Origin of the sequence: Caenibacillus caldisaponilyticus, from assembly GCF_002003465.1 — a bacterium.
In the GTDB taxonomy this organism is placed as follows: Bacteria; Bacillota; Bacilli; order Bacillales; family Sporolactobacillaceae; genus Caenibacillus; species Caenibacillus caldisaponilyticus.
In genome coordinates this window covers 53,025-76,575 of the sequence record NZ_BDDQ01000050.1, presented here as the reverse complement: position 1 = coordinate 76,575, position 23,551 = coordinate 53,025, and the positions used below count along the sequence as shown (strand labels likewise).

General features: G+C 54.2%; 27 protein-coding genes. 25 read left to right on the top strand and 2 right to left on the bottom strand.

Annotation, left to right across the window (positions count from 1 at the left end; all coding sequences use genetic code 11):
- Positions 1-532: helix-turn-helix domain-containing protein (locus CCB157_RS13205; RefSeq protein ID WP_143287050.1), on the bottom strand; the 532-nt coding region annotated here is incomplete at its 3' end.
- A 233-nt stretch (positions 533-765) separates the two neighbouring features.
- Here CCB157_RS13205 and CCB157_RS13200 point away from each other — a divergent pair.
- The 9 genes from CCB157_RS13200 (at position 766) to CCB157_RS13160 (ending at position 8,141) form a co-directional block, all read left to right on the top strand.
- A complete protein-coding gene (locus CCB157_RS13200) occupies positions 766-2,019 on the top strand; it encodes a tetratricopeptide repeat protein (protein ID WP_158077317.1) in 1,254 nt (417 codons plus the stop codon).
- An 89-nt stretch (positions 2,020-2,108) separates the two neighbouring features.
- Positions 2,109-2,684, top strand: coding sequence for a ReoY family proteolytic degradation factor (locus CCB157_RS13195; protein ID WP_077616344.1), 576 nt, complete (start codon positions 2,109-2,111; stop codon positions 2,682-2,684).
- Positions 2,685-3,071: 387 nt separating this feature from the next.
- Positions 3,072-3,527 carry a DUF2487 family protein gene (locus CCB157_RS13190; protein WP_077616343.1) on the top strand — a complete coding sequence of 152 codons (456 nt, stop codon included), beginning with the start codon at positions 3,072-3,074 and terminating at the stop codon, positions 3,525-3,527.
- A 120-nt stretch (positions 3,528-3,647) separates the two neighbouring features.
- Entirely contained in the window at positions 3,648-4,157 is a 510-nt protein-coding gene (locus tag CCB157_RS13185) for a Rieske (2Fe-2S) protein (protein ID WP_077616342.1), read from the top strand.
- 3 nt (positions 4,158-4,160) lie between these two features.
- The gene (qcrB, locus tag CCB157_RS13180; RefSeq protein WP_077616341.1) at positions 4,161-4,832 is read left to right on the top strand and encodes a menaquinol-cytochrome c reductase cytochrome b subunit; all 672 of its coding nucleotides are present in this window, start codon (positions 4,161-4,163) and stop codon (positions 4,830-4,832) included.
- Positions 4,833-4,871: 39 nt separating this feature from the next.
- Positions 4,872-5,633, top strand: coding sequence for a menaquinol-cytochrome c reductase cytochrome b/c subunit (locus CCB157_RS13175; RefSeq protein WP_077616340.1), 762 nt, complete (start codon positions 4,872-4,874; stop codon positions 5,631-5,633).
- 278 nt (positions 5,634-5,911) lie between these two features.
- A complete protein-coding gene (gene lhaT, locus CCB157_RS13170; protein WP_193432305.1) occupies positions 5,912-6,469 on the top strand; it encodes a lipoprotein heptaprenylglyceryl N-acetyltransferase LhaT in 558 nt (185 codons plus the stop codon).
- Between the two features lie 81 nt (positions 6,470-6,550).
- On the top strand, positions 6,551-7,351 hold the full coding sequence (locus CCB157_RS13165; RefSeq protein ID WP_077616338.1) for a sporulation protein YpjB: 801 nt from the start codon (positions 6,551-6,553) through the stop codon (positions 7,349-7,351).
- Between the two features lie 94 nt (positions 7,352-7,445).
- On the top strand, positions 7,446-8,141 hold the full coding sequence (locus tag CCB157_RS13160; RefSeq protein WP_439951330.1) for a zinc metallopeptidase: 696 nt from the start codon (positions 7,446-7,448) through the stop codon (positions 8,139-8,141).
- An 81-nt stretch (positions 8,142-8,222) separates the two neighbouring features.
- Here CCB157_RS13160 and CCB157_RS13155 read toward each other — a convergent pair whose 3' ends face one another.
- Entirely contained in the window at positions 8,223-9,062 is an 840-nt protein-coding gene (locus CCB157_RS13155; RefSeq protein ID WP_439951331.1) for a YitT family protein, read from the bottom strand.
- A gap of 348 nt (positions 9,063-9,410) precedes the next feature.
- Between CCB157_RS13155 and CCB157_RS13150 the strand changes: the two genes are divergently transcribed.
- From CCB157_RS13150 to CCB157_RS13075, 16 genes are all read left to right on the top strand, one after another.
- Positions 9,411-9,725 (top strand): nucleotide pyrophosphohydrolase, encoded by a 315-nt coding sequence (locus CCB157_RS13150; protein ID WP_077616352.1) that lies wholly within the window; start codon positions 9,411-9,413, stop codon positions 9,723-9,725.
- Between the two features lie 4 nt (positions 9,726-9,729).
- Positions 9,730-10,533 (top strand): 4-hydroxy-tetrahydrodipicolinate reductase, encoded by an 804-nt coding sequence (gene dapB / locus CCB157_RS13145; RefSeq protein WP_077616336.1) that lies wholly within the window; start codon positions 9,730-9,732, stop codon positions 10,531-10,533.
- 10 nt (positions 10,534-10,543) lie between these two features.
- The gene (gene mgsA, locus CCB157_RS13140; RefSeq protein ID WP_077616335.1) at positions 10,544-10,960 is read left to right on the top strand and encodes a methylglyoxal synthase; all 417 of its coding nucleotides are present in this window, start codon (positions 10,544-10,546) and stop codon (positions 10,958-10,960) included.
- The gene (gene bshA / locus CCB157_RS13135) at positions 10,957-12,096 is read left to right on the top strand and encodes an N-acetyl-alpha-D-glucosaminyl L-malate synthase BshA (RefSeq protein ID WP_077616334.1); all 1,140 of its coding nucleotides are present in this window, start codon (positions 10,957-10,959) and stop codon (positions 12,094-12,096) included. The genes mgsA and bshA overlap by 4 nt, the downstream gene beginning before the upstream one ends.
- Positions 12,097-12,176: 80 nt before the next feature.
- A complete protein-coding gene (locus tag CCB157_RS13130) occupies positions 12,177-13,391 on the top strand; it encodes a CCA tRNA nucleotidyltransferase (RefSeq protein ID WP_158077316.1) in 1,215 nt (404 codons plus the stop codon).
- Positions 13,392-13,393: 2 nt separating this feature from the next.
- On the top strand, positions 13,394-14,341 hold the full coding sequence (locus CCB157_RS13125) for a biotin--[acetyl-CoA-carboxylase] ligase (protein WP_077616351.1): 948 nt from the start codon (positions 13,394-13,396) through the stop codon (positions 14,339-14,341).
- Between the two features lie 439 nt (positions 14,342-14,780).
- Positions 14,781-15,620: a 3-methyl-2-oxobutanoate hydroxymethyltransferase gene (gene panB / locus CCB157_RS13120; protein WP_077616332.1), complete on the top strand. Its 840-nt coding sequence runs from the start codon at positions 14,781-14,783 to the stop codon at positions 15,618-15,620.
- Positions 15,617-16,468, top strand: a complete 852-nt coding sequence (panC, locus tag CCB157_RS13115; RefSeq protein WP_077616331.1) for a pantoate--beta-alanine ligase — start codon at positions 15,617-15,619, stop codon at positions 16,466-16,468. Before panB ends, panC begins: the two co-directional genes overlap by 4 nt.
- Before the next feature lie 20 nt (positions 16,469-16,488).
- The gene (gene panD, locus CCB157_RS13110) at positions 16,489-16,872 is read left to right on the top strand and encodes an aspartate 1-decarboxylase (RefSeq protein ID WP_077616330.1); all 384 of its coding nucleotides are present in this window, start codon (positions 16,489-16,491) and stop codon (positions 16,870-16,872) included.
- Between the two features lie 279 nt (positions 16,873-17,151).
- Positions 17,152-17,322: a YpmA family protein gene (locus CCB157_RS13105; RefSeq protein ID WP_077616329.1), complete on the top strand. Its 171-nt coding sequence runs from the start codon at positions 17,152-17,154 to the stop codon at positions 17,320-17,322.
- 13 nt (positions 17,323-17,335) lie between these two features.
- The gene (locus CCB157_RS13100; protein WP_077616328.1) at positions 17,336-17,812 is read left to right on the top strand and encodes a cell wall elongation regulator TseB-like domain-containing protein; all 477 of its coding nucleotides are present in this window, start codon (positions 17,336-17,338) and stop codon (positions 17,810-17,812) included.
- A gap of 37 nt (positions 17,813-17,849) precedes the next feature.
- A complete protein-coding gene (locus tag CCB157_RS13095; RefSeq protein ID WP_077616327.1) occupies positions 17,850-19,034 on the top strand; it encodes a pyridoxal phosphate-dependent aminotransferase in 1,185 nt (394 codons plus the stop codon).
- A gap of 24 nt (positions 19,035-19,058) precedes the next feature.
- Positions 19,059-20,351 carry an asparagine--tRNA ligase gene (gene asnS / locus CCB157_RS13090; RefSeq protein WP_077616326.1) on the top strand — a complete coding sequence of 431 codons (1,293 nt, stop codon included), beginning with the start codon at positions 19,059-19,061 and terminating at the stop codon, positions 20,349-20,351.
- A gap of 196 nt (positions 20,352-20,547) precedes the next feature.
- Positions 20,548-21,243 carry a DnaD domain-containing protein gene (locus CCB157_RS13085; RefSeq protein WP_077616325.1) on the top strand — a complete coding sequence of 232 codons (696 nt, stop codon included), beginning with the start codon at positions 20,548-20,550 and terminating at the stop codon, positions 21,241-21,243.
- Positions 21,244-21,280: 37 nt separating this feature from the next.
- Positions 21,281-21,931, top strand: coding sequence for an endonuclease III (gene nth / locus CCB157_RS13080; protein WP_077616324.1), 651 nt, complete (start codon positions 21,281-21,283; stop codon positions 21,929-21,931).
- 233 nt (positions 21,932-22,164) lie between these two features.
- Positions 22,165-23,445 carry a glycoside hydrolase family 18 protein gene (locus tag CCB157_RS13075; protein WP_077616323.1) on the top strand — a complete coding sequence of 427 codons (1,281 nt, stop codon included), beginning with the start codon at positions 22,165-22,167 and terminating at the stop codon, positions 23,443-23,445.
- The last annotated feature ends 106 nt before the right edge of the window (positions 23,446-23,551 follow it).

Sequence of the window (23,551 nt, the reverse complement as noted above, 5' to 3'; positions counted from 1 at the left end):
GGCGGCGGAAGACCGCGGCCAAGATTTTTCCCGTGGCATCGTCAATGGCCGCCAAAAGAGCCATGGGTTCCGCACGGTCTTCCAACCAACGATGGGAACTTCCGTCAATCTGGACCAACATGCCGGTTTGCGGTTTCCGATCTCTCGGGCGGTGAACCTTTGCCGGGCGCCGTTTCCGTTTGGGCGGGATGTTGGCTTGGCATCGGATTCGACGGACCGTAGAAGGGCTGACCCGGATTCCCTCCTGTTTGGCCAATAATTCGGAGAAATGGACATCATTGCAGTGCCGATATTTTTCACTTTGGCGGAGATTCAGGATTTTTTGCCGGATGTCTTCGGATAAGGCATGTGCAGGTTTTCGCCCCCGGTTTTTGTGAATGACTCCGTTTTCATCCTCCTCAAGGACTCGTTTTTTGAGGCGATAAACCTGACGAAGACTTAGCGATAACAATTCGGCAGCTTGTTTTCCCGTGATATACCCTTCGATCCATTGACGAATGACTTTGTAACGCTTCAATTCTTTTTTGCTCAATGGAATTCGCTCCTGTCTCATACTGACATTTTCACTGAAGCGTTACAATATGACAATATCACAGACGAACAACAGATGTGATCCGTCCAGCTTGATGACGGGCGCCCGAACCGTTATGATGGAACTGCCCCCGTTCCGTGGGGCGGGGATTGTCTTTCTTTTCTTTACGATTGAATCAAGAAATGAAAATCGCGATGCCGAACCGATTGGCGGCTGTTGGGAGTGGAAGCGAGATGATGGATGAGCTCAGCCTGGCCGTTACCCTTGTGGAAACGGGGCAATATGAAGAAGGGTTAAGAAAAATTAAAGAGATTTTAAACAACGCCGATGACGACACGGCCTTTCAAATCGCCAACCTTTATGAACAGTGGGGGATGGCGGACGAGGCCTATAACATTTTAAAACGCCTTCACCGCGTGCATCCGGGTCATTCCGACATCCTGCTCGCGCTCGGCGAAGCGGCATTGGATTTGGGAAAGGAAGATGAAGCGCTCGAATGGCTGTCTTCCATCCATCCTTTGGACGAAAATTATTTGAGCGCCGAGCTGCTCCTTGCCGATATATACCAGGCCCAAGGGCTTGAAGAAGTCGCAGAAAACCATTTGTTGAAGGCGCATCGGGCCGCCCCCGAGGAACCGGTGATTCTTTTTGCGCTCGCGGAATTTTACATGTCGACCGGACAACCCGGCAAAGCGGAAAAATATTATAAAGAAGTGTTGCACGCCGAACGTTTGGCGCATGAAAACGTCGCGTTGAAATTAGCCGAAGCGCTCAGTTTGAACGGCAAGTTTGAAGAAGCGCTCCTGTACTACCGAAAGGGGCTTGAGAAGGAAAAAACGCTGGACGGCTTGTTCGGTTACGGCGTGACGGCGCTGCGCGTCGGCAAAAATCAGACGGCGATCCGCGCGCTGGAAGAATTGAAGGAACTCGATCCGAATTACAGCACGTTATATCCTGTGCTTGCCGAAGCCTATCGGAACGAAGGCGCGATGAAAGAGGCGATGGCCACGCTTGAGGAAGGCATGAAGGTCGATGAGCACAACGAGCGCCTCTTCCTTGAAGCGGCCGACCTCGCCGTAAAAAACGGCGAATTGGATCGCGCCGAAAGCTATTTGCAGCGGTTGTTGGAATGGGAGCCCGAACACTTGGAAGCCCTTCGGAAGCTCGCCGCTTTGAAAAAAGAAAAAGGGCAAAACGACGAAGTGATCCGTTTGGTCACCGAGCAGGAGGAAGAAGATCCGGATTTGCTTTGGTTTTTGGCGGAAGCCTACATGGAGGAAGATCGCGTCGATGCCGCTTTAGAGGTTTATGGAAAAATTGCCGATTACTTTGCCGACGATCCGCAGTTTCTCGCCGGTTACGGCGAGGCCGCTTGGCAGAGCGGCGACAGGGAAAAAGCGCTCGGCCTTTTCCGCGCTGCGCTTAAGATCGATCCGACAAACGAGGAATTGCGCGGTTTTGTCGAACGATTGGAAGAGGATTTTTAACATGTTTGGCGAATGTTTGAATTTAGCAACACCATGACCGTTAGCCGGACGCTTGAAAGGGAAAACCAAAGCAAAAGGGGGCGATAGCGATGGAACAAACCGTATCGATTAGCGAGAAGCGGGCGTTTTTAAAGTGGTTTTTGCGGCGCTTTGAGTTAAAAAGCCGGGAATGCGTCTGGCTGCTGAACTATATTTTAAGCGTGGATCACACGGTGAACCTTCTCCGGTTTGTCGACAATGTCGTCGATTGCCCGCGGGCAATGATCGTCTCCGAAAAACATACTCCGGATCCCCCTTTCATTTACCGCGTGCGCAACGTCGTTACGGAACAACCGGAAAAGGCCTTCCATGACTTGCGCTTGAATACGGATGAACCGGTCTACATTCGCTTGATTTTTCCGGACGCTTCCCGATCGGCGGAATATGCGGCGGTTCTTGAAGAGAACCCGTATGAGCGCGCCGACCTCGAACGCCGTTTCGGCGAAGAAGCCGAGCGCGTCTTGAACCGGGCGTGCTATCTGTTTCAAAAAAACCGGCTCTCTGAAGAAATCGACCGGGCGCTTGATGCGCGCGATCAAGATCGCTTTCGCGCGCTTTCGTCGGAATGGCGAAGCGTTCAAGAGAAGCTTCGCGCCCTCGGAGATTCCGATTCCGAAAACCGGTAAAGGAATCCGTGGCTCCCTTGAAAATTCAAGGGAGTTTTTTTATTGGCCGCGCTCCGCGGTCATCGCATTCATCATGAGTTAAACCGGGGCCATGCCGCCGGATGCGAGCGTGAAAAGGAAAAATGGACAGCCGTGCAAAGCGGCAGAGCCGCCGGAAGGGATGGGAATTTTTTCGGCCGCCGGTGACAAAAGGCATAAAATTAAGAGCGAAACATGTGATCCCCGTCGCCTGGGCATATTGCCGAAAGGCTATTAAAATAAGGTCATCTCTTGATAACACTGCCCTGATGCGACGATCTCGGCGACAAACACTTGGAAATGTTCGCAAAATCGTATAATATCTTTTTGATCGCTTTCGGATATAAATAATACGGAGGTGCCGAACGGATGAATTGGCAGGCCATCGACGTCAAGCGCTACTTGCAGAACAAGGAATACATCGACACGGTCATCCTACCGCTTGTCCCGCTGTCATGGGAAAGCGACATGCTTGCGACGGTGCGGGAAGGCGAATTTGCTTTAGCGATCGCTTCCGCGGCCGAACGCGAGCTGCACGGACGCGTCCTTCTTTGCCCGCCGTTTGCCTATTTGAAAAGCGAAGCGATGAGCGAGCGAATGAAAAGATTAAAAATGTGGGAGAATGAATGTCGAGCGAACGGAACAAAATTTGTCTTTTTTGTGACATCTGATGTGGACTGGAAACGCGTGGAAGAAGAGTGCCCCGGACTGATTTGGTTTGCCTCCGCGCCGCTCGAGCACTTGGAGGCGCGCCACCAAAAGGATGTCATCGAAGAAAATGTGGAAATCGTGTTGAAACGGATCAGAACAGAATGGCGTTCGTAAAGCTGTGACATAAGTCATTATTTATTGACATTAAAAGAATTAATGCGCTATCATTGGATTGTCCTAGTAATATGCGTGTTTTAAATGTTTCGGAAATTCCTATAGAACAGGGGGGGAATCATGAGCAACAAAGAGCATGATGTCACCCGACGCCAATTTCTGAATTACACCTTGATGGGTGTTGGCGGCTTCATGGCGGCCGGGATGTTGGCGCCGATGGTTCGATTTGCGATCGATCCGCTCCTCCGTGAAGAAAAAGGCGGCAAAATGGTCGATGTCATGGCGGTTAAAGACATCACCACCGAGCCCGTGAGGAAAACGTTTTCGGTTGACCGAGTTGACGGGTGGCACAAGTTTAAAGAAGAAAAGATCGCGTACATATTTAAGGACGATAACGGGAAAATCATTGCGCTGTCGCCGGTGTGCACCCATCTCGGATGCACCGTGGCCTGGAACGACGATCCCGCCCATCCGAACCAATTCCATTGCCCGTGCCACGGCGGCCGCTACACGAAGACCGGCATCAACGTTCCTGGTACACCCCCGCCCGAACCGTTGCACGTCTATGAGACGAAAGTGAAAAACGGCCGGTTGTATCTTGGTGAAGAAAAACCGCGAGGGGGGGCATAATAGGTGTTTCAAAAGTTGTATGACTGGATCGACGAACGGCTGGATATCACGCCGTTATGGCGCGATCTGGCCGATCACGAAGTCCCCGAACATGTCAACCCGGCTTACCATTTTTCGGCCTTCGTTTATTGCTTCGGCGGACTGACGTTTTTTACGATCGTCATTCAGATCCTTTCCGGCATGTTTTTGACGATGTATTATGTCCCCGATATTAACAACGCTTGGGACTCCGTTTATTATTTGCAGAACGATGTGGCATACGGACAAATCGTCCGCGGCATGCACCATTGGGGGGCAAGCGTGACCATCGTCATGGTGTTTCTGCACGCGCTTCGTGTCTTTTTCACCGGTGCGTATAAAAAGCCGCGCGAGTTGAACTGGATCGTCGGCGTGCTTCTGTTCTTCGTCATCCTTGGTCTCGGCTTTACCGGCTACCTGTTGCCATGGGACATGAAAGCGCTGTTTGCGACGAAGGTCGGACTGCAAATCGCCGCGTCGTTTCCGATCATCGGCGATTGGATCAAGCTCTTGTTGCAGGGGAGCGACATCGTCGGCGCGCAAACGCTCGCCCGGTTTTTCGCGATTCATGTCTTCTTCTTGCCTGCGTTGCTCATGGGATTGATGGCCGCGCACTTCTTGATGATCCGTCGTCAAGGCATTTCCGGGCCGCTATGATCTGCCTGAGCCCAACCAATTCACGAAGGAGGGAAACCGATGCATCGTGGTAAAGGGATGAAGTTCGTCGGTGACTCGAGGGTACCGGCCAAAGGCAAATTTATCCCTCCCAAAGATTATTCCGAGTATCCGGGAAAAACCGAAGCCTTTTTGCCCAACTTCCTTTTAAAGGAATGGATGGTCGGCGCGGTCTTTCTCATCGGCTTTCTCATTTTGACGATGTCGGATCCGTCGCCGCTGGAAAAGGAAGCCGATCCGACGAGCTCGGGTTACATCCCGCTGCCTGACTGGTACTTTTTGTTCTTATATCAATTATTGAAGTACCCTTACGCATCCGGGGATTATAAAATCATCGGGACGGTAATCATCCCCGGCTTGGCGGCGATCGGTTTGTTGCTCGCTCCTTGGTTGGACCGCGGCTTGGAACGCCGGCCGATCAAGCGCCCGATTGCGACGTCCATCATGCTGCTGACGGTCGTACTGATGGTCTATTTGACTTGGGAATCCTCGGTCACGCACAACTGGGAGCAATCGGAGCAACAAGGCAAGATCGTCAAACAAGTGGAGATTGACAAGAGCTCGAAAGGTTACCAACTTTACAGCCAAAATTGTGCGGGCTGCCACGGACAGAACCTGGAAGGCGGCGTTGGCCCCGCTTTGGTCGGCAAAAATTTGAACCCGGCGATCGTCTCTTCGATGGCAACGAAGGGCGGCGGGAATATGCCACCAGGTGTTTTCAAAGGTTCTAAGCAAGAACTGGATGTGTTGGCGAAATTCGTAAGCGATGTCAGTAAAAAATAAGCTGGTGATGCCAGCTTATTTTTGTGCCTTTTTTCTCTTACCGGCGCGCCGGGCGGCTTGGGGACTTGAATGGGAACCAAGCGAGGAAAAAGGGAGGCCCCTCAAGTGAAAGGCGAACCTTCACGCCTGTCGGTTTTCAATCGGGCGCTCCGGCGGACGTGTTTGTTCGTTCAAGCCCCGTCCTTGTCAAGGGGCTTCACGGCATCGCCATTCGCTGGCATATCGCATGATTTTATACGGGAAGGCGTGATTGGGTGGCGTATTTCCGCTATGTTTTGATGCATAAAAGCGTGTTGTCCCTCTTATTAATCGTCAACGCGCTCGGCACCGTGTACGGATTTTACTGGTACCGCGATCAACTGGCGGTGACCCCCGGTTATTTTTGGCCGTTCGTGCCGGATAGTCCGACGGCGAGTTTGTTTTTTTGCATCGTCCTTCTTATGTTCATTTTAAAGCGCAACGCCCCTTGGATCGAAGCGCTTGCCGTTTGTTCGTTGTTTAAATACGGCGTCTGGGCGGTGGTGATGAACATTTGGTGCGGTTTGACCGGCTACGCCTTGGTGTTCGGAAATTATCTGTTGATGGTTTCCCATGCTTGCATGGCTTTGGAGGGCCTTGTTTATGCGCCTTTTTATAAAATAAAGATGCGCCATTTGGCGCTTGCGGGCATCTGGCTGTTGCACAATGAAATCGTGGATTACGTTTTTCATATGATGCCGTGGTACGGTCCGCTGCAAAGCTATTTGCCTGTTGTCGGCTACTTCACCTTTTGGTTGAGCGTTCTCACCATCGGCATCGTCTATTTATTGTGTGTCAAACGATCGCCCGTCGCTTGACGGCCGGTCTACCGGCGCCCGAGACTTCATATAATGTCGTAAAGACATCGCGGACAGGCATTTTTAAAGGAAGGGATGCATATGAAGGCTTGGGCGCCGGTCCTCTTCGCGTTCTTCTTGTCTTTTTTTCCGCTCGCTGCCAACGCCGACGACAGCGAAGCATACAATAAGCTGCTGACAGCGGCCGATCAAGTGTACGAAGCCGCCGCTAACCAACAGTTCGAAACCGCCGGCAATGATTTAAAGCGATTTAGTGACCTGTGGGATGCGGAAGGGGACGCGCTCGCCGGTACGGTTACGGATCGGGCGATCGCCGCGGCCGAGGAGAAGCTTCGCAAGGCGTTGGCTTCCGGCGACGAAGCCGCATGCTTGAAAGCCGCCGAAAGCTTTCGGCTGGCTGTCGATGCCGCGCTTCATCGAAACCAACCGATATGGCTCGGCATGAAAGCGCACGTGCTCGCCGCTTTCCATAAAGTGAAAAACGATGTCGTCAAAGAGGACGATCGCGCGCTTCAAAGAGATTTGAACGAATTTATGGACGTTTACGACCGAATCTATCCTTCTTTGGTCATCGCCATGCCGTCGGCGCGTCTGAAAGCGGTCGATCTCGAAATCGACCGGCTTGACGATGAGCGGATGACGATCGTTCAAGATCAAGATCGCCAAAAACAGGCGGCCCGCTTGGACAAAATCGAGCGAGATTTGAGGGCGTTGTTTCAAGACAAAAGCGTGGAGCCCGTCATCGGAGCTCCGTGGAATCCGGCGGAACGATTTACGGCTTTCGTCATCGGCGGATGCATCGGGGCTACATTATTGTATGTGTCGTGGAGAAAATATAGGGGAGAAAGGGCGAAAAACCGTCACATTTCGTTCACAAAATGAGGGCGGACCAGCGGTGGATCAAGGCCATTCCGTTGACACCGGCAAAAAGTTTGACTAAAATTGACCTTAAATAAGCCGTGGAGGGAAAGGCAAAGTGAGTATCGGTACCAGTCTCCTTTATTTCATCATCATCCTGCTCATTCCGCTCTGGGCGCAAGCCCGCGTGATGGGGACATACAACAAATACGCCAAAGTCGCGAATTCGACGGGGCTGACCGGTGCCCAAGTGGCTCGCCGCATTCTCGATTACCACGGCCTTTATGATGTGGGAATCGAGGAGATCGACGGACGATTGACCGACCATTACGACCCGCGCGCCAAAGTGTTGCGGTTGTCGTCGGAAAACTTTTATGGAACATCCGTTGCGGGGATCGCGGTCAGCGCCCACGAAGTCGGTCATGCGATCCAGGATAAAGAGAGCTATGCGCCGTTGCGCATCCGCCACGCCCTCGTGCCCGTGGCGAATCTCGGTTCGAACCTTTCATATCTCTTTATCTTGATCGGCGCGGTTCTCCAGTCCTTGCAATTGATTCTCCTCGGCGTCGTCTTCTTTGCCGCTGCCGTCCTCTTCCAATTGGTCACGCTCCCCGTCGAATTTAACGCGTCGCGGAGAGCCATGGTTCAGCTCGTCGACCTCGGTTTGATCACGACGGGGGATGAAAAGCGCATGGCGCGCAAGGTGTTGAGCGCCGCCGCGTTGACTTACGTGGCTGCGGCTCTCGTCGCCGTCATGGAACTGTTGCGCTTCATCCTGATGTTTGTCGGCATGAACAACAACGATGAAGATTGACGGTGCGCATGGTCCCGTCTGATAACAAAGGTAAACCGGCCGCTTCGGCGGCCGGTTTTTGCTGTTGCCGGTTCCGTTCCATTAATTTTCGAAAAGCGGTTTTTTGTTTTCATCGAGCGTGAAGCCTTCTCCCAAGACGTCGTGAATATCGTGGACCGCCACAAACGCGTGGGGATCGACGCTTTGGATGATGTTTTTCAATCGGAAGATTTCGCTGCGGCTGACGACGCAGTAAAGGACATCGATTTCTTGACCGGTAAAACCGCCTTTACCGGGGATGATCGTGGCGCTCCGGTCCAATTCCTCAATGATTTTTTTGGCGATTTCGCTGTTCTTTTTAGAGATGATCATCGCCGCATTGGCGGCGTAAGCGCCGTTTTGAATGAAATCGATGACGCGGGCGCCGACAAACACGGCGACGAGCGTGTACATCGCTTCTCTGTAATCCAAATACACGAGCGAAAGGGTGATAACACAAGCGTCGATCGCAAAGAGCGTTTTCCCCATTTGCCATCCCCAATAGCGAAAGGCGAGGCGGGCGATGATATCCGTACCGCCGGTCGTGCCGCCGTATCGGAAGATGATGCCGAGCCCCGTTCCGATCGTCACGCCGGCGAACAGTGCCGCAAGCGTCATGTCATGCCGGAGGGAAAAGGAAAACGGAATGACGTATTGGAAAATCCATAAAAAAACCGACAAACAAGCGGTGCTCAATATCGTATAGATAAACACGTTTCTCCCGAGCATCCGCCAGCCGATAATAAACAGCGGGATGTTGAGCACGAGGTTGCTCACACCCGGATCGATGTGAAAGAGGTTATATAAAATCAGCGTGATGCCAGTCACGCCGCCTTCCGCCAGGTGGTTGCGCATGTTGAAATTGACGAGTCCGAAGGCAAAAATCGCCGAACCGAGCACCATAAAAAACACGTTTTTGGCCTTGATGTTCAATGGCACGACAATCCCTCCATGAATTGATCCGAAAAAATGCATCCTATGCCAGTATAGTGAAAAAGGCGGGCTTCTTCAATTCGCAGCCGCTTTTCCAGCAATCTTATATCCGGGCGTGCTCGATTCTCCGCCCGCCCTGCCATTTATCTCGAAAATTTTTTTAGCGCGTCTGAAAAAGGCCGCCATATCGGCAGGCGAAGCCCCGTCGCGACGGCGCAAAAAATTGTCAACCCCCTGCGGCATTCGTTAAGATAGGGTTGAGCCTAAAACGACGGCAAGAAGTAAAAAGAGGATGTGAAACCCGTGGCAGAAAAAACGATGAAAGCTTTACAGCAGGAAGTCGATGAATACATAAGCCAATTTAAAGAAGGTTATTTTTCGCCGCTCGCCATGACTTTGCGGCTCACGGAAGAACTCGGCGAACTCGCCCGGGAGATCAACCATCATTACGGGGAAAAGCCGAAAAAAAAGACGGAGAAAGAAAAAACCGTTGAAGAAGAACTCGGAGATTTGTTGTTCGTCGTCATCTGTCTGGCCAATTCCTTGAACATCGATCTGACCGAAGCCTTCGATCGGGTGATGCACAAATTTAAAACGCGCGACAAAGATCGCTGGACCAGGATAGAGGGGTGAGGACATGGCTGATAAAATAAAAGTCATCGTGGCCGGACCGCGCGGTAAAATGGGGCGGGAGACGATCGCCACCGTTCTGGACGAGCCGCGCTTTGAACTCGTCGCCGCGCTTGACCGTCGACATGAAGGCAAGCGCATCGGCGAAATCGCCGGGCTGCCCGAGTCGGATGCCCCGGTTTATACCGATATCGACCGCTGTCTGAGCGACATCGAAGCCGACGTTTTCGTCGATTTTACAACGCCGGAGGCCGGGCGCATCCATACCGAAAAGGCGATACGGTACGGCGTTCGCCCCGTTGTCGGAACGAGCGGCCTCTCCATGGAGGACATTGAACGATTTAGAGCGATGGCCGAGGAGAAACGGCTGGGCGCGATCGTCGCTCCGAACTTCGCGATCGGCGCGGTGCTGATGATGAAATTCAGCCAAATGGCGGCCCGCTATTTTCAAGACGTGGAAATCATCGAGCTGCACCACGACCAAAAGCGCGACGCGCCGTCCGGAACGGCCATCAAAACGGCGGAGCTGATCCGCGCGGTGCGGGAACGGAAGCGTCAAGGCCATCCCGAAGAAAAAGAACTGATCGACGGCGCACGCGGAGCCGATGTGGACGGTTTTCGCATCCACAGCGTTCGCCTGCCGGGACTCATCGCCCATCAACAAGTGCTTTTCGGTTCGAGCGGCGAGCTCTTGACCATTCGCCACGATTCCTTTGACCGCAAATCGTTTATGTCCGGCGTCCGCTACGCCATCGAGACGGTGATGAAGTTGGAGACGCTCGTCTACGGTTTGGAAAATCTTTTGGAATAGAGGGATGACGATGAAAATCGCCCTCATTGCCCACGATCGGATGAAAGATGAAATCGTTCGCTTTGTCACCGCCTATCAACCGGTGTTTGAAAAACATGATTTATATGCGACCGGTACCACCGGCCGGCGCATCATGGAAGCGACCGGGCTGAAAGTCACGAGGTGCCAGTCCGGCCCGCTCGGCGGCGATCAGCAAATCGGTGCGATGATCGCCGATAACGACATGGACGTCGTCATCTTTTTCCGCGACCCGTTGACGCCCCAGCCGCATGAACCCGATATTAACGCTTTGATCCGGTTGTGCGATGTCTATAAAATTCCGCTCGCGACGAATATGGCCACGGCCGAACTCATCATCCACGCTTTAGAGCGCGATGAGTTGAAGTGGCGGGAGTTTGTTCGCGGTCATCGGGACGAAAGGGAGTGACGGTTATCTTAAAAATTGGCATCACATGTTATCCGACGGTCGGCGGTTCCGGCGTCGTCGCCACCGAACTTGGCAAAAAGCTCGCCGACCGCGGCCATGAAGTTCATTTTATCGCTTCCAGCGTTCCGTTCCGCCTCGATCGCTTTTCGAGAAACATCTTTTTTCATGAAGTCGAAGTCAATCAATATGCGGTGTTTCGTTACCCGCCTTACGATTTGACGCTGGCGAGCAAGATGGCCGAAGTGGCCCGACGCCATCGTCTGGATCTGTTGCACGTCCATTATGCGGTCCCGCACGCCGTTTGCGCGTTTTTGGCGAAACAGTTGGTCGGGCGCGATTTGAAGATCGTGACGACGCTGCACGGCACCGACATCACCGTGCTCGGATACGATCCGTCGCTCAGCCACATGATCCGGTTCGGCATTGAAAATTCCGATGCGGTGACCGCTGTCTCGCGCGATTTGATCCGGCAAACGCACGATTTGCTGGAAACGGACAAGCCGATCGTGCCGATTTACAACTTCGTCGATGAAACGGTTTATTATCCGCGTGACGCCGCTGCCTTAAAGCGCCTGTACGGCATCGCTCCGGAAGAGAAGGTCATCTCGCACATCTCCAATTTTCGCGCCGTCAAACGCGTCCCGGATGTGATCAAAGCGTTCCGCCGCCTGGCCGATCAGCTGCCCGTCCGGCTGTTGCTTGTCGGCGAAGGACCGGAACTGCCGGTCGTCACGCGGCTCGTCGACGAAGCGGGCTTGCGCGATAAAGTGCTCTTTCTCGGAAAACAGGAAAACGTCGCCGAGGTCGTGGCCATGAGCGATCTCGTCATGTTGCTTTCGTCCAAAGAAAGCTTCGGATTGATCCTCCTTGAGGCCGCCGCTTGCGGCGTGCCCGCGGTCGCGACGCGCGTCGGCGGCATTCCCGAAGTCGTCGCCGACGGGGAATCCGGTTATCTTGTCCCGGTCGGCGACATCGACGACATCGTCGAAAAGGCGCGGCGCATTCTTGAAAATCCGGATGTCCGCCACCGGATGGGCGAGCGTGCGCTGGAAATCGCGCGGACAAAATTCCATTCAACCGTCATCGTCAGCCAATACGAAAACCTTTATAAGGATGTATTGGGACGGGATGATTGACGAAAGAGGCCGGCCCGCCGTCCCTTTTTATGAGGATGGCGGCTTCCCGCAACCTTTCGCGGCAAAGAGGAGCGAAGGCCATGCAAGACGTCTTGGAACAGGCAAAAGAAGTATTGCAAATTCTCCACGATAACGGGCATGAAGCGTATATCGTCGGCGGGGCGGTGCGCGACAGCCTCCTCGGCATTCCGGTCCACGACGTCGACATCGCGACGTCGGCGAAGCCCGAGGAAGTAATGGCGCTGTTTCCGCGCACCTTTCCGATCGGGATTCGCCACGGCACGGTGCTCGTCCGCCATCGCCATATCGATTACGAAGTCACCACCTTTCGCTCCGAATACGGATACCGCGATCGCCGCCATCCGGACCGAGTGGTCTTTGAGGATTCCATCGAAAAAGATTTGGCGCGCCGCGATTTTACGATCAATGCCATCGCCATGGGCTTGAACGGCGAATACGTCGATCCGTTCGGCGGCCGGGAGGATATCCGGCGCCGCCGGTTGCGCACGGTCGGGCGGGCGCGCGAGCGTTTTCGCGAAGATCCGCTCCGAATGCTCAGAGCCGTGCGTTTCATCGGCCAGCTTGACTTGGAACCCGATCCCGAGTTGGTGGAAGCGTTGCAGGAAGAGCGCCGGCTCATCGGCTATGTGGCGGTTGAACGCATCCGCGATGAAATGACCAAATTTTTGAGCGCCAAATGGGTGGCGCGCGGGCTGAAAATGATTCGTGCCACCCGCCTGCATGAAGTATTGCCTTATATAAAGGAACGACCGGATCTCGCTTTCGAGAAGGCGGACAGCGCCGACTACACGGTGCTTGAAACCGATGTCGAACGTTGGAGCGCGTTTTGGCTCGCCCTCGATGTCCGCGATCAAGCTTTGGAAGCGGCGCTGCGCACTTACCGTTTTTCGAACAAAGCGCTCAAGGCGGTTCTTTCGCTGGCGCGCGCTTTTGTGGCTCGGCGCATACGGGAACCGGACCGAGAAACCGTCTATCGCTACGGCGTCGACGCGGTGCTGGCGGTCGAGCGCCTCAAAAAAGCGTTCGGCCTCATCGAAACGGTCGATGAAGCGGCCGTCCGCGCGATCGCCGACCGCTTGCCGATCGGAAACCGCAAGGACTTGGCCGTCGACGGCCATGATTTGCAGCGCTGGCTCGCCAAGGAAGGCGGCCCGTGGATGCGGGAGGCGATGGAAGCGATTGAACGCGCGGTCGTGCGCGGCGACGTCGAAAATGAGCCGAAGGCGATCCGAAAGTGGGTGAACACGTGGCTCGCACCAAAGATCAAATCTTGACGATGTTGTTGAAAAACATGAATGCGTTCGTTTCGGGACAGGCGATTTGCGACCGGCTCGGCTGCTCCCGGACGGCGGTTTGGAAACATATTCAAGAATTGCAAAAGGAAGGCTATATCATCGAATCCGTCCCGCGGCGCGGTTACCGTCTGGTGCAAAGGCCGGATCGCCTTTCCGAAGCGGAAATCAAGGCCGGGCTCAAATGCCAAGTGTTCGGCCGTACGATCATTTATAAAGAATCGGTTGTTTCAACGCAAAAAATCGCGCATTTTCTCGCCGAAGACGGCGCCGAGGAAGGCACCTTGGTCGTCAGCGATGAACAGACGGGCGGAAGGGGACGGCTGGGGCGAATTTGGCATTCGCCGAAAGGCTCAGGGATTTGGATGAGTTTGATTTTGCGCCCCGCGCTGCCGTTCCACCGGACCCCGCCGCTGACCTTGATGGCGGCGGTGGCCGTGGTCCGGGCGATTCATGCCGCAACCGGCCTCCGCTGCGCGATCAAATGGCCGAACGATGTGCTTTATGAAGGAAAAAAATTGGTCGGCATTTTGACCGAGATGCAAGCGGAAGAAAACCGGGTGCGCGCGGTCATCATCGGCATCGGCATGAACGTCAACACGCCGTCCGACGCGTTTCCGGAAGAATTAAAAGAAACCGCGACATCCCTGAAAATAATTACCGGGAAGGCATATGCCCGCGCCGAGCTCATCCAAGCGATCTTGTTCGAGCTGGAGTCTTTATATCATCTGTATCTCACCGAAGGTTTTCGCGCCATCAAGCTGATGTGGGAAAGCTATTCGACGAGCCTCGGCAAGCGCATCCGCGCCCGCACCGCCCATGGCGATGTCGTCACCGGCGTCGCAAAGGGCATCACGGACGATGGTGTTCTTTTGGTGGAGGGGGATGACGGCCGCGTCCATCCGATCTACTCCGCCGATATCGACCTCTGAAGGAGGGAATCATTGGTTCCGCACCGCAGGGGAATCACGGGAAAGTGCGGCAAAAAGCCGCGCTTTGCCGCCGTTGATGCGCCGTGTCGCGAAACGAAATCCCCGCTATTTTTGCCGGCGCCGGCGGGTTGCCCGCTTTGACAGGACGGCGCGGCAAGGGGTATACTTTCATCATGGACGATATCCGAAAGGAATCGTACCGCTATGCTTGTCGCCATGTTTTCGTTGTCTGCCTTGATCCGTGGGAAGGACCGGGACAGAGGATTGGACACCAAACGTTTTCACAATCCTTCTTTGCGGACAAGCGAAGAAGGATTTTTTGTTATGGGTGCGCTTTCATGACATCATCGCTTCAACCGAAATCGAAATTCGCCGGTCTGATGTTTTTGACGGTTTTAGGTGTCCGCTCCTCAACCGAATCATGAGGAGGAATGACAGTGTGAAAACGACGGTTGATTTTAAAAAGATGAAGGAAGCCGGAGAAAAAATCGCGATGATGACCGCCTATGATTTTCCGACGGCGCAATTGCTGGAACGGGCCGGCATCGACCTCATTCTCGTCGGCGATTCGCTCGGCATGGTCGTGCTCGGTTACGATTCAACCGTTCCCGTCACGCTCGACGACATGATTCATCACACGAAAGCGGTGCGGCGCGGCGCAAAAGAGACCTTCGTCGTCGCCGACATGCCGTTTATGACGTACCACGGGACGGTTTCCGAAACGCTGGACGGCGCCCGCCGTTTAATGCAGGAAGGCGGGGCGAACGCCGTCAAATTGGAAGGCGCGGGCACCGTGGTTTCCATGATTGAACGCTTGACGGAAGCCGGTGCACCGGTCGTCGCTCATCTCGGCCTCACGCCCCAATCGGTCGGCATCCTCGGCGGCTATAAAGTGCAAGGAAAAGGCTTGGAAGCCGCCCGCCGGCTGATCGAGGACGCCCGTGCGGTCGAAAAGGCCGGCGCCTTCATGTTGGTTTTGGAATGCGTGCCGCAGCAGCTCGCCGCCCGCATTTCCAAACTGCTCTCGATACCGGTCATCGGCATCGGCGCCGGCAAAGAGGCTGATGGACAGGTGCTCGTTTTTCACGACGCGGTCGGGTACGGCCTCGGGCATGTCCCAAAATTCGTCAAATCCTACGCCCGGCTGGCGGAAACGATCGAAGAAGGCGTTCAAGGTTATATTCACGACGTCAAAGCCGGGGTCTTTCCGGGCCCGGAACACAGTTTTAATATGAAAGAAGAAACGCTGAAACAATTGTACGGAGGCCAAGGAGAATGAAAGTTGTCACGACCGTTGAAGAGCTCAGGGGCGCATTAAAAGAAGAAAGAAGGCGCGGAAAATCGATCGGCTTTGTCCCGACGATGGGATATCTTCACGCCGGCCATCTTTCGCTCGTCAATAAGGCGAAGGAAACGGCGGATGTCGTCGTGATGAGCATTTTCGTCAATCCGACGCAATTCGGCCCCAACGAGGACTACGAATCGTATCCGCGCGATTTTGAGCGCGATCGTCGGCTTGCGGAAGAAGCCGGCGTCGATGTCCTCTTTCATCCGCCGGTTTCGGAAATTTATCCCGGAGACGAGATCCTTCGCATCGAAGTCACCCGGCGCGTCGACGTATTGTGCGGAAAGAGCCGCCCCGGCCACTTTGACGGCGTTGCGACGGTACTCATCAAACTCTTTAATATCGTGCAGCCGGACTACGCCTTTTTCGGATTGAAGGACGCCCAACAAGTGGCCGTCGTCGAAGGGCTCATCCGCACGCTTCATATCCCGGTTCAGCTCGTTCCGTGCGAGACCGTACGGGAGGAAGACGGCCTGGCGATGAGCTCGCGCAACGTTCGCTTGAATCCCGACGAGAGGAAAGAGGCGGTCCATCTGAATCAAGCGCTCGACGCCGGCGTCCGCCTCATCGAAAGCGGCGAACGGGCGAGCGCCGTCGTGCGCGAAGCGGTTCGCGGCCATCTTGAACGGCATCTTCGCCTCGGGGAAATCGATTACGTCGACGTGTTGACGTATCCCGGGTTGGAAGCGAAGGAAACCATCGACGGACGCACGATCATCGCCGTCGCCGTCCGGTTTAAAAACGCCCGCCTCATCGACAACAAAATCGTCGATGTGCATTGAACGGGAGGAGGACCGACTTCATGTATCGCATCGTTATGAGAAGCAAAATCCATCGCGCCCGCGTAACCGACGCCAATTTGAACTATGTCGGCAGCGTCACGATCGATCAAGATATCTTGGACGCGGTGGACATCGCGCCCAATGAAAAAGTGCAGATCGTCAACAACAACAACGGGGAGCGCTTCGAAACGTACGTGATCCCGGGCGAGCGCGGTTCCGGAGAAATCTGCTTAAACGGCGCGGCCGCCCGCCTCGTCCAAAAGGGCGATATCGTGATCATCATCGCCTACGGGTACGTCAGCGATGAGGAAATCGCCGACCACCGCCCCAAGATCGCGATCATGGACGAAAACAACCGAATCAAGGAACTGATCGGCAACGAACCGGCCGGAACGGTTCTTTAGATATCCGACATCCCCCAATCGCCCGCCTTCCCCAGGGCGGTTGGGGGATGTTTATCCATAGATCGTGATACGCGATATGACATGAAGTTGCAAAACAGCGGAAAAATGATACGATAAGGAGTGTGTGCGCACAAGGAAGCGAAAACGAAACCGCGGGCGGTTTCGTTTTGGCAAGGTGTCGGTTAGGCGTTATTTCCCTGAAAAACGGGATTAATAATAGTGTGACCGACGGCCTGCGATCTATGTCAGTTACATTTTCACAACCGCGGAGGGACGGTCATGGGCGATAAAATCGAAACATTGGCGTCGGTGACGGTCGAACGATCCGATGATCTTTACAAGATCGTCGACATCCTGAACCGGACATTGAAAAGCAGAGATCTGATGTTCGGTTTGGCGCTCGACCCTTCGGATCGCCAAAAGATGGTTTTTACCATTTACCGTACATAAGCGAGTGATCCCATTGAAAAAATGGCTGATTGTTGGATTGGGTGTCATCGCCATTTTGATATGGCAAACCGTTGATATTTATCGCGACGCGGTTTCTTATAAATATGCCGGCGCCGCAAAAGCGCGGCAGGCGGCGGAATCGCGTTATGAGATCAAGAAGATCAACGGGGTCGATTATTTTCACGGCGAACGCGCCTATCACGTCGTTGACGCCGTCCTTGACGACGGCAAACGGGTTTATATTTGGGTTCCCGACGGAAAAGGGAAGATGTTTTCGGCGCCGGTTTCAAGCGGCTACGACAAACGCGAGATCTTAAACGCGTTCAGCCAACATGTTCGCTTCAAGCATATCGTTTCGGCCAAGCTCGGTGCGGTCGACGATCGTCCAGCCTGGGAGATCGTTTATTACGATGAAAAAAACCGCTATGTCTTCAGCTACTATGACTTCTATACGGGCAAAAGCTTGATCGATCCGATTGCCTTGCAATAACCGGCGCGAATGACGCACCATGAGGAGTGACGAATGCATGCAGTTAGCCCATCGCGTTGACGCCATCGCTCCGTCGAGCACGCTTGCCATCACGGCCAAAGCCAACGCTTTACGCGCCCAAGGCCTCGATGTCATCGGTTTGGGTGCCGGCGAACCCGATTTCAATACCCCCGATCACATCATTGAAGCCGCCATGAAAGCCGTAAAAAACGGCGGCACGAAATATACGCCGTCCGGCGGGATAAAGGAATTAAAAGAAGCCATTGTCCTTAAATTTAAAAAAGATCAGCAGCTCGATTTTTCGCCGGAGAACATCATCGTGACGTCCGGGGCGAAACACGCGCTTTATCTGGCCTTCCAGAGCCTGATCAATCCCGGAGATGAAGTCATCATCCCGACGCCCTATTGGGTGAGTTATCCCGAACAGGTCAAACTGGCCGGAGGGATTCCGGTTTTCATTGAAGGCGCTGAGGAAAACGGTTTTAAAATCACCCCCGATCAATTGGAGCGGGCGGTGACCGCAAAGACGCGGGCGCTCATTCTCAATTCGCCGAGCAATCCGACGGGCATGATATATTCGGAAGAAGAGCTGCGCGCAATCGCCGAAGTCTGTTTGAAGCATCGGCTGATCGTCATCTCCGACGAAATTTATGAAAAACTCGTTTATAATGGGGAAAAAGCGGTGTCGATCGCCCAAGCCGCCCCGGAATTAAAAGTGCAGACGGTCATCATCAACGGCGTATCTAAATCCCACGCGATGACCGGGTGGCGCATCGGCTATGCCGCCGGCGATGCCGCGTTGATCCGGGCAATGACGAACGTCGCAAGCCACAGCACGTCGAATCCCGCGTCCGTTTCCCAATATGCGGCGCTGGAAGCTTATCGGGGGCCGCAAGACGCCGTCGAAAAGATGCGCCAAGCCTTTGAGACGCGTTTGAACGCCGCCTATGAACGCCTCATTGCCATACCGGGTGTGCGGTGCCAAAAGCCGCAAGGCGCTTTTTATTTGTTTCCGAACGTCAAACAAGCGGTACAATCGGCCGGATTTGTTTCGGTCACGGATTGGGCGGCCGCTTTATTGGAAGAGGAACGGGTGGCCCTCGTTCCCGGCGACGGCTTCGGCGCGCCGGACTATGTGCGGCTTTCCTACGCCACCTCAATGGAGAATATAAACGAAGCGCTCGACCGCATTCACGCGTTCGTCGAACGCCATATGAAATAAGCAGAACGATCGGAGGAATGGGCCATGAAGACGACAATATCCCAAGTTTATCGGCATGTCGGCGAAGAAGTGACCATCGGCGCGTGGTTGGCCAACAAGCGTTCCAGCGGAAAAATCCAATTTTTGCAGCTCCGCGACGGCAGCGGGTTCATTCAAGGCGTATTGGTCAAAAACGAAGTGCCGGAAAGCGTGTGGGAAGCCGCTGAATCGCTGACGCAAGAGAGCTCATTATACGTGACCGGCGTCGTCCGCGAAGACCGGCGGGCGCCTTCCGGTTACGAATTGACGGTCAAAGATATCGAAATCATCCAAATCGCCCGCGACTATCCGATCACACCTAAAGAACACGGCGTCGATTTTCTCATGGATCATCGCCATCTGTGGCTCCGTTCGCGGCGCCAGCATGCCATCTTGCGGGTGCGCAACGAAATCATCCGGGCGACCTTCAATTTCTTCCATGAAAAAGGCTTTATCAAAATCGATCCGCCGATTTTGACCGGAAGCTCTGCCGAAGGAACGACGGAGCTGTTCCACATCAAATATTTTGACCGCGACGCGTATCTCTCGCAAAGCGGCCAGCTTTACATGGAAGCCGCGGCGATGGCGTTTGGCAAAGTGTTTTCGTTCGGCCCGACGTTCCGCGCGGAAAAATCGAAGACGCGCCGCCATTTGATCGAGTTTTGGATGATCGAGCCGGAAATGGCGTTCGTTGAACATGAAGAAAACCTGGAAATCCAAGAACAATACGTCTCCCATCTCGTCGAATCGGTCTTGGCCCATTGCCGGACCGAGCTCGAGACCTTGGGGCGCGACGTGACGAAATTGGAAAACGTCAAGGCGCCGTTCCCGCGCATCACTTATGATGAAGCGATCAAGCTTTTGAAAGAAAAAGGTTTTGACGACATCGAATGGGGCGACGACTTCGGCGCGCCGCATGAGACGGCCATCGCTGAAAGTTTCGACAAGCCGGTGTTCATCACGCATTATCCGGCCAAGATTAAAGCCTTTTACATGAAGCCGGATCCCGAACGCGAAGAAGTCGTTTTGTGCGACGACCTCATCGCGCCGGAAGGGTATGGCGAAATCATCGGCGGCAGCCAGCGCATCGATGATTACGATTTGCTGAAACGCCGTTACGAAGAACATCGTCTCACCGGTCCCGAATATCAATGGTATTTGGAATTGAGACAGTACGGCAGCGTCCCCCATTCCGGGTTTGGCCTCGGCCTGGAGCGGACGGTGGCGTGGATTTGCGGCCTCGACCACGTCCGTGAAACGATTCCGTTCCCGCGCCTGTTAAACCGTCTATATCCGTAATGCACAGCCCCCGTCGTAGACGGGGGTTTCATTATGAGTACAAGCCATCGGGGTTGCGTGTTGGCGGCTCTCTTTTTTGGCCGGTGTCGCCTGTTTTCGAACGGCCGCCTCGGGCGTCGGCATTCGCTTGAATCGGAGGATAATTTCAAGCAGGTCGCCGCGACGTCTGGTATAATAGCGACAGAGGTGTCGAACGATGGAGAAGCAAAAATGGATGGATTTGGTGATCAACGGCACGGTGTCGATTCCGAGGCTTCTCTTGGAACATTACCGCGACATCGGGTTGAATGAAGAGGAATGCATGCTGCTCATTCACCTCCACGCTTTCCAAAAAGAAGGTCAGCCGTTCCCGACGCCGGATCAATTGTCGGAAAGGATGACGTGTACCCCCGCGCAATGCGCCGAACATCTGCGCCGGCTCGTGCAAAGGGGATATTTGGAAATCGTGCAGGAAACCGACCGCGATTTGTATTCCGAAAGCTATTCCTTGAACGGGTTATGGGAAAAATTGATCCGGCATTACGAGCTGTCGACCAAAACCGAAGATGCCCTCGAACAGGAAGAGGCGCTTTATACGATTTTTGAAAAAGAATTCGGGCGCCCGCTTTCGCCGATCGAGTGCGAAACGCTCGGCATGTGGCTCGAGGAAGACGGCCATTCGCCGGAAATCATCAAAGCGGCGCTGCGCGAGTCGGTTTTGTCGGGCAAATTGAACTTCCGATATATCGATCGGATCCTCTTCGACTGGAAGAAAAACGGCGTGCGCACTTTGGAACAAGCGAAAGCGCATGGCGAAAAAGTTCGCAACCGTTACGGCAAAGCCGTTCCCAAGCCGGAGAACAACGAGAAAAAACCGCTGAAATTTCCGATGTACAACTGGCTTGAGAACTGAGGACGGTTTTTTTATTATTCGATGAAGGAGATGGGCGATGAGCGTTACAAAAAAGACGATGCGTTACATCCTTGACGTTTTGGCGGAAATGTTTCCAAACGCCAAGTGCGAGCTCAACCACGAGAACCCGTTTGAATTGCTGATCGCTGTCGTTTTGAGCGCGCAATGCACCGACAAAAAGGTCAACGAGGTCACCGCCGATTTGTTCAAAAAGTACCGGACGCCGGAGGATTACGTGAACGTGCCGCTTGAAGAGCTGGAAAACGACATCAAACGCATCGGCCTGTATCGAAACAAGGCGAGAAATATTCAAAAGTTGTGCCGGGCGTTGATTGAGGAACACGGCGGAGAAGTGCCGAGCCGGCGGGAAGAGCTCGTCAAGCTTGCCGGCGTCGGCCGCAAGACAGCGAACGTCGTCATTTCAAACGCATTCGATGTTCCGGCGATCGCCGTGGACACCCACGTTGAACGCGTGACGAAGCGCCTCGGCATATGCCGTCAAAAGGATACGGTATTGGAAGTCGAGAAAACGCTGGAGCGCCTCGTTCCAAAGGACGAGTGGACGATCACGCACCACCGGCTGATCTTTTTCGGCCGCTATCATTGCACCGCGAAAAACCCGAACTGCGCCGCCTGCCCGTTGTTCGATATCTGTCGTGAAGGCAAAAAACGCTTGAAAGCCGGTTGATTTTTTCAAAGAAGCCCTTGAAGGGGCTTTTTTTATTTTCGGGTAGTCCCCGGCGCCTGAAATCGAATGCGCCGGGCGAATGGTTAGGTCCCCCTTTCGAGCCGTCGTTTGCGGAACGCGGACAACACACTTGGGCATAAGATACAGCGTGAACGCCCATATGCGATGTTCGTTTGTATAGACGGACTGGCAATGAACGCAAGGAAAAATCATTGAACAGCAGGTCAGATCGGATGGTGGATTTCATGCAAATTCATGTGGTGTCCCCGGGCGAGTCGGTCGACGAAATCGCGCGCAGGTATGGTGTCGCCCCCCGGCAGATCATCGAATTAAATCATTTGTCGCGTCCGAATCAACTCGTCGTCGGGGAGACGCTGCTCATCCCGACGGTAAACCGTTATACCGTTCAGACGGGAGATTCCATTTGGTCCGTCGCCCGCAAATTCGGCATTGAGCCGGAAGCCCTCATCCGCGCGAATCCGGGCGTTTCCCCCGAAACGCTGCGGCCGGGAACCGTTTTGCAGCTTCCCCGCAGGGAACGCTATCCCGCCATCGTCAATGGCTATTTGGAACCGCATGAAGGCGTGAACGAACGGTTTCAGGAAGCCGCCAGCGCCTTGACTTATCTCACGGTTTTCAGCTACCACGTCGATCGGCACGGCAATTTGACGGCGCCCGATGCGAGCGAAGCGGCCCTCCTTCAGGCGGTGAGGGGCACAAGGGTATCGCCGTTTATGGCGATCACGAACATTGACGGCGGCGCGTTTAGCCGTGACGTGGCCAATGCCATCTTAGGCAGCAATGACGTACAAAACCGCCTGATCGATAACGTGTTGCGGGTGATGAGAGAAAAGGGCTACCGCGGGTTGAATATCGATTTTGAATTTCTCGGCCGGACGGCGAGAAGGGCTTACAACCGGTTCGTAAGAAAAGTGAGCGAACGCTTGCATCAAGAAAATTTTCTCGTTTCTTCGGCGCTCGCTCCGAAAACGAGCGGCGCACAAGTCGGCGAGTGGTACGAAGCCCACGATTATCAATACCACGGGCAAGTGATGGATTTCGTCATCTTGATGACGTACGAATGGGGGTGGAGCGGCGGGCCGCCTATGCCCGTCAGCCCGATCACCCAAGTGCGCCGCGTCGTCGACTATGCGCGCTCTGTCATACCCGCCCGCAAAATTCTTATGAGCATTCCGCTTTACGGATACGACTGGATGCTGCCGTACGAACCGGGCGGGGAATTCGCCCGCGCTTTGACTTACAGGCAAGCGGTGGATCTGGCGTGGCGCTACCATGCCCGCATCGAATTCGACGATCGGGAAAAAGCGGCGTATTTCCGATATACCGATGAAAACGGAAAACAACACATCGTCTATTTCAACGATTTGCAGACGATGGAGGCGATGTTTGCGCTCGTCCGCAATTCCGGCCTGCGCGGGATGAGCTTCTGGAATTTGGCGTTCCGGTTTCCTCAAGTATGGCCGCTCATCACCGACCGCTTCGCCGTGCGCTGACGCTAACCCGCATCGAAAAGCGCTCTGAAAGGCTTTCCCCGCTCAAAGGAGAAAGCCTTTTGCACGGTTTCATTTTTTTATGGTGCCGGTCGAATGCCTGGATTAT